Origin of the sequence: Agromyces neolithicus, from assembly GCF_039529735.1 — a bacterium.
In the GTDB taxonomy this organism is placed as follows: Bacteria; Actinomycetota; Actinomycetes; order Actinomycetales; family Microbacteriaceae; genus Agromyces; species Agromyces neolithicus.
The window spans coordinates 660113-668945 of sequence record NZ_BAAANJ010000001.1 but is presented as its reverse complement, the minus strand read 5'-3'; the positions used below and the strand labels follow the sequence as shown (position 1 = coordinate 668945).

The following is an 8833-nucleotide window of genomic DNA, read 5'->3' as shown; positions in this document are numbered from 1 at the left end:
GCGGTGTCGGCGAGGCGGTGCAACTCGGGCGTCCGCGTCCAGCCGTGGTCGGTCTCGTCGCCGCGCGCGATCCACGGCGTGAGGATCGACAGCCAAACGCCGAACCCGACCACGAACAGGAGGGCGACGGCCACGGCGAGGATGCGGAAGGTGATGTAGCGCCTGACTCGCGAGGCGGGCGCCTTCGCGTCGACGGTGACGTCGGTCATGGGAGTGGTTTCCTTTCGGTCGGTCGGATGATGCGTGGTCGGCCTCCATCGTCGCGAGCCCGGCTTGCCCGGCGACAGGGCGGGAAAGCTCGCCGACCCGGGCGGATCGCCCGGACATCCGGGACCTGCGCCCTTGGCGTTCGCGGCGACGGACGTCCACACTGAAGGCATGTGGGCGGCGCGGGCGACGGTGGTGGTCGTCGTGCTGCTCACGGCCGTCGCCGGCGTGGTCGGGGCTGCGGCCGAGGGATTCGCTGCGGCAGTTCCCGATGTCGCGGCATCCGACCCGCGCCCGCCACTCGCCCTCGCGCTGGCCGGATCGCTCGTCGGTGCAGGTTGGGCGGCCGTCGGCGCAGTGCTCGCGTGGCTCAGGCCCGCCAACCTCATCGGATGGATGCTGCTCGTGGTCGGCACCCTGACACAGCTCAGCTTGACGGAGGAGGCCGCCGCCGCGGCCGGCTGGCTCGGTGCGGACGCGGCCGCCGGCGACTGGTCGGCGAGGCCCATCGGTCTCGTGCTCACGCTCGTGGTGGGATGGGCGATCATGACGATGCTCGGCGTGCTTCCGGCCGTCTACCCCGATGGCCGTCTCCCGAGTCGCAGGTGGCTGTGGCCCTCGATCATGGTCGGCATCGGGGCCGCGCTCGTGCAGGTGCAGTGGTTCTTCGCCGAGACCGATGCGGGCCCGTCGACGGATGGCGCGGGCACGGCGCTCGATGCGGTGCCGATGCTCGTCTTCCTCGCCGGCGCCGTGGCCGTGTGGCTGTTGTGCATCGTGCGGCTGTTCCGCTCGCCGCCGCCGCGGCGCCAGCAGCTCGCCTGGCTGCTCGCCAGCGTGGTGCTGCTGATCGTCGTGAATACGCTCGGTGACAGCCTCACCGTGCAGGTCGCCCAGATCACGACCCTCTACCTCCTGCCCGTCGCGATCGCCGTGGCGCTGCTGCGTTACCGGCTGCTCGGCATCGATGCCGCGCCCCGGGCGGATCCGATGCGCACCGTCGCCGAGATCGGCACGAAGGTCGCGTCGAGTGAGGAGGGCGAGCTCCTCGGCGCGGTCCTCGCGTCGGTGCAGCGTTCGGTGGGCGCGCCGGGCGCACGCGTGCTCGACGAGACCGGCGCGGTCGCGGCATCCGTCGGCGATCTCGCGTCACCGGGCTTCACGGCCGACCTCGCCGTCGGGGGCGTGCCGGTGGGCACGCTCGAGGTGACCGCGCGCTGGCCGGGCGACCGCTACGGGGCCAGGGACGAGCGGATGCTGCGCGCGCTCGCCGCGCAGATCGCCGCGGTCGTCCGCGCCCAGCGGCTCACGGAGCAGGTCGAGGCGCAGCGCGACGTGATCGTCGACGCGCGCCTGCACGAGCGGGAGCGCCTGCGCCGTGAGCTGCACGACGGGCTCGGTCCGGCGCTCACGGGCATCGGGCTCGGCCTCGAGGGGCTCGCCGACGCGGTGACCGCGCAGGATCAGGCTCGGGCGCTCGAGATCGCACGCGTGCTGCGTGACGAGGTCGGCGGCACCGTCGCTGAGGTGCGGCGCATCCTCGACGACCTGCAGCCCGCCGCACTCGACGACAACGGCTTCTCGCAGGCGATCCGGCACAGGGTCGCGGCGGTGGCCGCGACGCTCCCGGTCGAGGTGCGCATCGGCGACCTGCCCGTGCTGCCGCTCGAGGTCGAGCAGGCGGCGTACCGCATCGTGAGCGAAGCGGTCGCGAATGCGGCGCGCCACGCGCGGGCGGCGCGACTCCTCGTCGAGATCGAAACGGCCGACGGGCGCCTGACGTTGCGCGTGCGCGACGACGGCACCGGCTTCGACGAAACCGCCGCCCATGCCGGTATCGGGCTCGCCTCCATGCGCGAGCGCGCCCGCGAGCTCGGCGGCGAGCTGTTCGTCGAGTCCGCGCTCGGCGTCGGCACCACGGTGACCTTCGAGGTGCCGATCGGGGTGACCGTCGCATGAGCGCGCCGGTGCGGGTCGTGATCGCCGACGACCACCCGATGTTCCGCTTCGGACTGCGTGCCGCCCTCGCCGCCTCGAACGAACTCGAGGTCGTCGGCGAGGCGGCCGACGGCGCCGAGCTCTGCCGACTCGTCGAGACGCTGCATCCACAGGTCGCACTCACCGACCTCGAGATGCCGGGCGTCGACGGGCTGACGGCGATGCGCGCGCTCACCGAACGCTTTCCCGAGGTCGGGGTGCTCGTGCTCACGATGCACGCCGACGACGAGGCTCTGCTCGACGCGATGCGCGCCGGTGCGAGCGGCTACCTGCTCAAGGGAGCCGAGCGCGACGAGATCGCCCGCGCGGTGCTCACCGTCGCCGCAGGCGGCACGGTCTTCGGCGGCGACGTCGGGCGCCGCATCTCCGCGTACGCGACGCGTCCGCGGGTCGCCGCCGGCAAGGTGTTCGCCGAGCTCACCGACCGCGAGCACGAGGTGCTCGAGCACGTGGCGACGGGCCTCGGCAACCATGAGATCGCGGCCCGGCTCTTCCTCTCGGAGAAGACCGTGCGCAACAACGTGGCCACGATCCTCGTGAAGCTGCAGGTGCGCGACCGCGCCGCTGCGGTCGCCCGGGCGCGGGACCGCGGGCTGGGTTACGGGTCAGCGCTCTGAGACGTGCGCGGGACGCCAGTGCCGATCCTTACGGCGCCTACGCCGCCAATGCCTGCAGGCACATGCTGCGATCTGCGTGCGGGCGAAGCGCAGGCCTCGCACCAAACGGAGCACAATTCACTCTCGAACTCGTGCAGCCGGATGCCGGGCTCGAACACCGCCGGATCGTCGCGCTCGCCCACCACCGACGGTGCCGTGGCCATTGCCACATCCAAAGCATTCCATAGTCATTGGATCAGGCGGACCCAACGCGCGACGAGTCGGTCGCAGAGCACGATCGGCTGATCGTGGGCAGCGGCATCCGTGGTTCGAAGCTGCTCGTGACCGGTGCGTTCCTCGCGGCGCTGCCGAACGCGGAAGTGTTGCCGATCACCCAAGCGAACTGACCTCGCTCCCCCCACCTTGTTCGCCGAAGTGCAGCCGGCAACGGGCCTGGTACGACTCGATCCCGCCCACGTGCTCGGGGGCCGCGACGCTCGCGTCGGCGACCTCATCGGCCACGACGCGCTGATGGAAGGCGGCGTCCTGACCGCAGACCGCGCACACGGCCGTGAGCTTCGTGACATCCTCGGCGAGCGCCATGAGCGACGGAAGGGGCTCGAACGGACGGCCGTCGAAGGTCACGCAGAGTCCGGCGACGACCACCGACATGCCGGTGAGCACCAGCCGGCTCACCGCCGGAACGAGCTCGGTCCCGAAGAACTGGGCCTCGTCGATCGCCAGCAGGTCCAGCTCGCGATCGCCGACCAGCCCAACCAGCGAGCGGACGTCGGGCACCGAGCGGGAGGCGATGCTGAGCCCCGAGTGCGAGGCCACCCGACCCGCGGCGTGCCGATCGTCGAGCGCGTGGTTCACGACCTCGACCGCGAGTCCGGCAAGCTGCGCGCGGCGCACCCGTCGAAGCAGCTCTTCTGACTTCCCGGCGAACATCGGGCCGCAGACTACCTGGAGCCTTCCGTTCGGGTTCTTGAGCATGGATCAGAGCCTAATGACGCCGTCGTCGATCGGCACGGAACCGATGCCTCGTCGGTGACGCCGGGCGGGCGATCGACGTAGGCTCGAAGCGGAGGTACACCACGTGGGCGACCCTCGTGACGGGGCTGCGCAGTACCGCCTCGAGCGGCTGCGCCGAGAAGCGCGCGCTGGGGGCGAAGATCCCGACGCTGTCGGGCGTGACGAAACGGATGCCTCTGCAGCAGCCTCGGTCGCGTCATCCGGTCGCACGCCGACGGCGGCAGACCGCGCCGCCTACGTCGAGACCGTGATCGAGCAGGCGATTCGTCGCGGCGACTTCGACGACCTTCCCGGTGCCGGCAAGCCACTGCAGCTCGGCGCGACGCACGACCCCGACTGGTGGATCCGCCGCAAGATCCAGACCGAGCAGCTGACTGGGCTCGGGCCGCCGGCGCTCGCGCTGCGCGTCGAGCACGCCGAGATGCAGGCGCGGCTCGACGCCCTGACGCGCGAAGCCGATGTGCGTGAGCACCTCGAGGAATTCAACAGCCGAGTCGTCGAAGCCAGACGGCAACTGCTGGGCGGGCCTCCGGTGGTGACGCCGACGCGGGATGTCGACGCCGAGGTCGCTGCGTGGCGCGAGCGTCGAGCGGCACGGCAGCGCGCCGACGCCGAAGCGCGGGCGGCCGAGATCCCGACTACAGGCCGAGCGCGCCGCGGAACCCGCCGTCGACCTCGTTCATGAGCCCGACTCGGGCGACGCGAACTCGCCGATGTACAACAGCATGCGGTAGTCGGTGCCGGGCTCGATGTTGACGAAGCCGTGCCGTTCGTAGAACCGGCGCGCGTCGGTGTCGACCTCGTCGACGTTGATGTGCATCTCGGCGCCACCGCGAGCGCGCACCTCGTCGATCGCCCCGGTCAGCAGCTCGGTGCCGATCCCTTCGCTGCGGCGGGCCGGTCGCACGTACAGCTCATCGAGCACCGCGAGCGGGCCGTCGGTGTAGACGGTGGGGCGAAGCGTCACGACGGCGTATCCGACCGGCTGCGCCCGATCGCCGGCCAGAAGCACGAATGCCGCCGGGTCGGCGAGCAGTCGTCGGAACCTCGGCAGCAGCACGTCGAACGGCGGCGATGGATCGTCGAACTCGTCGCCGAAGTCGATCTGCAGTTGCGTCACGGTCTCGGCGTCACGCGTGGTGGCGATCACGATGGGTATCGGCGTTTGCGTCATGCCACCATCGTGCACGCTCGGGGCCTACACGACACCGTCGGCCGTCACTCGCCTGTGCCGGATGCGGTGCGCGGCCTCGTGCGCGTGCGGCACCACTGACGCGAGCCCGGTGCCCGCGACCCACGACCCGGTGACCTCGAGGCCCGGTTCGGCAGCGACGACGTCTTCAAGGGCGCGCACGCGGTCGCGCTGCCCGAGCGCGGCATGCGAGAGTGCGTCGCGCCAGGCGGTACGGCCTGCGGCACGGAGCATCCGTTCGTCGAGGTCGACGCCAAGGATCGCTGACGCGTCGGCGAGCGCGAGCGCGGCCACCTGATCGTCGGTTCGGCCTTCGAGCGGATTGGCTGCCCCGGCTCGGCCGAACGAGAGGCGCACGACCTGGCGACCGGCGGCGTCGTCGTCGAGCCAGGCCCACTTCGCGGTCGAGTGGGTGAGTGCCTTCGCAGTGATCCCGGGCGTGCCGGCCGCGACCAGCACGCCGGTTCCGCGCGGCGCCGCGGCGAGCGCGGGCGCGTCGAGCACGAGGGTGACGAGTTCGACGGATGTCGCTGCCGGCCACTCGGCGGCCGAGTCCCAGCCGTCGACGGCCTCGCCGATGAGGCCGAGCGACGTGACCGCCGGTGCCGCGAGCACGACGTCTGGGGCAGTGAGTTCGAACGGGGCCGGCTCCTGCTGCTCGTCGACGGTCATCGCACTGACGCGCCACGCCTCGACCACGCCGCCGTTCGCCTCACCGGCGCGAGCCTCGACCTGTTCCCGAACCAGCCCGGTGACGTCGGCGCCGGTGATCACCGTGACGCCGAACCGCGCGAGCTCGGCGACGAGCGCGTCGACCAACCGATGCATTCCGCCGCGGATACCGCGGACGGCTGCGCCCGCCTTGCGCTCCTCGATGAGGTCGGCGACGCCGCCCGAGAGCGAGCCCATGCGCGTCATCGCCTGGTTGAGGCCGGGCGCGACGACGTCGAGGTCGAGGTCGTCGGGGTCGGCCGAGTACACACCTGCCGAGATCGGGGTGACCAGCCGGTCGAGCACCGCCGCGCCCATGCGCGAGCGAACGAGCTTGCCGAGGCTGTGCGCGCGGCCGATCGTCAGGATGGGCATGAGCCGGTCGAGGTAGGCACGCCACGCGCCGCCCCACCCGATGATGCGACGCACGTCGTCGCCGAGCGGGTTCGCCGGGATGCCGAGCATGCCGGTCTTCGGCAGCGGGGCGGCATCGACTTTCGCCGGTCGAGTAGCGCCCGACGGAGTCGGACGCGTATCGAGACCTCGCTCACGCCCCCAGACGAGCCAGGCGCCTGCCGGGTTCGGATCGACGATGTCGTCGGCGAGCCCGAGTCGCTCGAGCAACTCGGCGACCGAGCCGCCGCGCGTCGCGAACGATTCCGCGCCGCTGTCGAGGGTCAGCCCGTCGAGCTCGATGCGGCCGACGCACCCGCCGAGCTCGTCACGGCGTTCGAGCAACGTGACGCGCAGGCCGACCCTCGCGCACTCGAGCGCGGCGACGAGGCCGGCGACGCCGCCGCCCACCACGACCACGTCGGCGGTCGATTCCGCCGGTCGAGTAGGGAGCGAAGCGAGCGTATCGAGACCACTCTCGGGGTCTCGATACGGCGCTGGCGCGCCTACTCGACCGGCGTCTGGTTGGTCGGTCACGGCGCGCCCGCCTCGTGCACGAGCTCGACAACGCGCGTCAGCACGGTGGGGTCGGTCTCGGGCGGCACGCCATGTCCGAGGTTGAACACGTGCGCCGGCGCAACGGCCCCGCGACGCAGCACCTCGCGCACCGCCGCCTCGAGCACCGGCCACGGGGCCGCGAGCAGCGCAGGGTCGAGGTTTCCCTGCAGCGGAACGCCCGCGCCGACGCGGGCTGACGCGACGTCGAGGGGCACCCGGTAGTCGACACCCACCGTGTCGACGCCGATGCCGCCCATGGCGGCGAGCAGCTCGCCCGTGCCCACCCCGAAGTGCACGACCGGCACGGCCCGCGTCGTTCCCGTCGGTCGAGTAGCGAGCGCAGCGAGCGTATCGAGACCATTCGCCGGGTCTCGATACGGCGCTGGCGCGCCTACTCGACCACCGACCACTTCGTACTCGAGGTCGTGCACGAAACTCAGCGCGCGCGCCGACGCGGGCGCAACGTGCGCCTCGTAGTCGGCGAGCGAGAGCGCGCCGGCCCACGAGTCGAAGAGCTGGGCGGCCGACGCTCCAGCGAGCACCTGGGTGCGCAGGAAGCGCCCGGTGAGCTCGGCCGTCCATTCCATGAGCGCGCGCCACGCGCCCGGGTCGGCGTGCATCAGCGCGCGCGCGGCGAGGTGGTCTTTCGAGGGGCCGCCCTCGGTGAGGTAGGCGGCGAGGGTGAATGGGGCACCCGCGAAGCCGATGAGCGGCGTCGCCCGCCCCTCGCCGGTCGCGGTCGTGTTCAGTTCGGCGATCGTGCGCTGCACGGCTTCGGTGATCGGGGCGGATGTCTCGTCGAGGTGTGCCGGGTCGATCGCGGTCAGTTCGGCGACGGCAGCGGCGTCTGCGTAGCCCTTCGAGAAGACGGGGCCACGACCTGGCTGGATCTCGACGTCGACGCCGACGAGCTTCAGCGGCACCACGATGTCGCTGAAGAAGATGCCCGCGTCGACCTTGTGACGCCGCACCGGCTGCAGGGTGATCTCGCTCGCCATCGCCGGGTCGAGGCACGCGTCGAGCATGCGCGTGCCGACCCGCAGGTCGCGGTACTCGGGCAGCGACCGGCCCGCCTGCCGCATGAACCACACCGGCGTCGTGTCGGAACGCTCACCGCGATAGGCGCGCACGAGACGCGAGTCCGAAGTGAGGCCGGAGGAGAGCGGATGTTGCGGGGAGAGGATCACGGGTGACATTCTCTCGTATCGGGCTGGATGGGCCCCGTCGCCGCTCGCGGAAATGCCTGCAGATTGCATGCATTGGCGGTAGAATGGCGTCATGCCAGTCACGATCACCGTCCGAGCGGTGCCTGACGCCGTTCGAGACACCCTTGCCGCGCGTGCAGCGCTGGCCGGCCAGTCGCTGCAGGAGTACCTGAGCGCCCAGCTCGTCGCCCTCGCCGAGAAGCCCAGCCCGATCGAAGCCCTGGCACGGGCACGGCTGCGCGCCCGCAGCTACCCGCCGCTCACCGAGGCCGAACTCTTCGATGCCCTCGATGCCGACCGTCGCTGACACCGTCGGCGCGGTGGTCGTGATCGACGCCTCTGCGATCGTCACCCTGCTCATCGACCCGGGCGAGCACGGCGAGTCGGTCGCCGAGCGGTTGGCGCACTCGACGCTGATCGCTCCGACGCTGCTGCCCTTCGAAGTCGCGAACGTCCTGCGCCGCCGACGCAATTCCGGCCTCCTCTCGCCCGCCGAGGCGCAGCTCGCGCACGATGAGCTGCTGCGCCTGCCGATCGAGCTCTGGCCATGGGAGCCGCCCGCGCAGCGAAGCTGGCAGCTCGGGCCGAACCTGTCGAGCTACGACGCCGCCTATGTCGCCCTCGCCGAGCTCGTCGGTGCTCCGCTGGTCACACGGGACTCCCGACTCGCCTCGGCCCCCGGGCCGCGATGCCCGGTCGAACTCGTGTGACCGGGCTCGAGCGATGAAGCATCGGATCGGAAGGATCTTCACCGACCTCCGCTCGCATCGCGCGGCACTCTTCCACCCGCACCGCGCCGCGCGCTAAGGTCGGAGTCGTTGTGCGCCCCCGAGCACGACGACGCGCTGTACAACATCCCGAGACGGCGCGCCTCCGCATCCCACGGAGAACTCATGAGCCGAACATCGTCGTTTGCCCCTGTACCCATGGTCTTGCAA

The 8833-nt window shown here is 71.6% G+C and carries 11 protein-coding genes; 6 read left to right on the top strand and 5 right to left on the bottom strand.

Going from position 1 to position 8833, the window contains the following annotated elements; all coding sequences use genetic code 11:
- A partial coding sequence (locus tag ABD164_RS03180) for a hypothetical protein (protein WP_344293304.1) occupies positions 1-209 on the bottom strand: 209 nt, incomplete at its 3' end.
- A 169-nt stretch (positions 210-378) separates the two neighbouring features.
- Between ABD164_RS03180 and ABD164_RS03175 the strand changes: the two genes are divergently transcribed.
- From ABD164_RS03175 to ABD164_RS03165, 3 genes are all read left to right on the top strand, one after another.
- Positions 379-2166 (top strand): sensor histidine kinase, encoded by a 1788-nt coding sequence (locus ABD164_RS03175; RefSeq protein WP_344293303.1) that lies wholly within the window; start codon positions 379-381, stop codon positions 2164-2166.
- Positions 2163-2822, top strand: coding sequence for a response regulator (locus tag ABD164_RS03170; protein WP_344293301.1), 660 nt, complete (start codon positions 2163-2165; stop codon positions 2820-2822). The genes ABD164_RS03175 and ABD164_RS03170 overlap by 4 nt, the downstream gene beginning before the upstream one ends.
- A gap of 230 nt (positions 2823-3052) precedes the next feature.
- On the top strand, positions 3053-3208 hold the full coding sequence (locus ABD164_RS03165) for a YbaK/EbsC family protein (RefSeq protein ID WP_344293300.1): 156 nt from the start codon (positions 3053-3055) through the stop codon (positions 3206-3208).
- Here the strand turns inward: ABD164_RS03165 and ABD164_RS03160 are convergent.
- Positions 3192-3752: a thymidine kinase gene (locus tag ABD164_RS03160; RefSeq protein ID WP_344293298.1), complete on the bottom strand. Its 561-nt coding sequence runs from the start codon at positions 3750-3752 to the stop codon at positions 3192-3194. The genes ABD164_RS03165 and ABD164_RS03160 overlap by 17 nt on opposite strands.
- A 148-nt stretch (positions 3753-3900) precedes the next feature.
- Here ABD164_RS03160 and ABD164_RS03155 point away from each other — a divergent pair, with 148 nt between their 5' ends.
- Positions 3901-4521 carry a DnaJ family domain-containing protein gene (locus ABD164_RS03155; RefSeq protein WP_344293296.1) on the top strand — a complete coding sequence of 207 codons (621 nt, stop codon included), beginning with the start codon at positions 3901-3903 and terminating at the stop codon, positions 4519-4521.
- On the opposite strand, the gene ABD164_RS03150 is transcribed toward ABD164_RS03155, so the two are convergent.
- Genes ABD164_RS03150 through ABD164_RS03140 form a run of 3 tightly spaced genes read right to left on the bottom strand, consistent with a single transcriptional unit; the run spans position 4516 to position 7886 of the window.
- Complete coding sequence (locus tag ABD164_RS03150; RefSeq protein WP_344293294.1) at positions 4516-5010, bottom strand: GNAT family N-acetyltransferase; 495 nt, start codon at positions 5008-5010, stop codon at positions 4516-4518. The genes ABD164_RS03155 and ABD164_RS03150 overlap by 6 nt on opposite strands.
- Positions 5011-5034: 24 nt before the next feature.
- Entirely contained in the window at positions 5035-6669 is a 1635-nt protein-coding gene (locus tag ABD164_RS03145) for a protoporphyrinogen/coproporphyrinogen oxidase (protein ID WP_344293291.1), read from the bottom strand.
- Positions 6666-7886 (bottom strand): uroporphyrinogen decarboxylase, encoded by a 1221-nt coding sequence (locus ABD164_RS03140; RefSeq protein ID WP_425545892.1) that lies wholly within the window; start codon positions 7884-7886, stop codon positions 6666-6668. The genes ABD164_RS03145 and ABD164_RS03140 overlap by 4 nt, the downstream gene beginning before the upstream one ends.
- A gap of 82 nt (positions 7887-7968) precedes the next feature.
- Here ABD164_RS03140 and ABD164_RS03135 point away from each other — a divergent pair, with 82 nt between their 5' ends.
- Complete coding sequence (locus ABD164_RS03135; protein WP_344293286.1) at positions 7969-8202, top strand: FitA-like ribbon-helix-helix domain-containing protein; 234 nt, start codon at positions 7969-7971, stop codon at positions 8200-8202.
- A complete protein-coding gene (locus tag ABD164_RS03130; RefSeq protein ID WP_344293284.1) occupies positions 8186-8605 on the top strand; it encodes a type II toxin-antitoxin system VapC family toxin in 420 nt (139 codons plus the stop codon). The genes ABD164_RS03135 and ABD164_RS03130 overlap by 17 nt, the downstream gene beginning before the upstream one ends.
- Positions 8606-8833 lie beyond the last annotated feature (228 nt).

Bases quoted from the DNA above. Each gene is read 5' to 3' on its own strand.
- ABD164_RS03175 (WP_344293303.1), top strand. From the start codon at position 379: ATGTGGGCGGCGCGGGCGACGGTGGTGGTCGTCGTGCTGCTCACGGCC.
- ABD164_RS03170 (WP_344293301.1), top strand. From the start codon at position 2,163: ATGAGCGCGCCGGTGCGGGTCGTGATCGCCGACGACCACCCGATGTTC.
- ABD164_RS03160 (WP_344293298.1), bottom strand. From the start codon at position 3,752: ATGTTCGCCGGGAAGTCAGAAGAGCTGCTTCGACGGGTGCGCCGCGCG.
- ABD164_RS03150 (WP_344293294.1), bottom strand. From the start codon at position 5,010: ATGACGCAAACGCCGATACCCATCGTGATCGCCACCACGCGTGACGCC.
- ABD164_RS03140 (WP_425545892.1), bottom strand. From the start codon at position 7,886: ATGTCACCCGTGATCCTCTCCCCGCAACATCCGCTCTCCTCCGGCCTC.
- ABD164_RS03135 (WP_344293286.1), top strand. From the start codon at position 7,969: ATGCCAGTCACGATCACCGTCCGAGCGGTGCCTGACGCCGTTCGAGAC.
- ABD164_RS03130 (WP_344293284.1), top strand. From the start codon at position 8,186: ATGCCGACCGTCGCTGACACCGTCGGCGCGGTGGTCGTGATCGACGCC.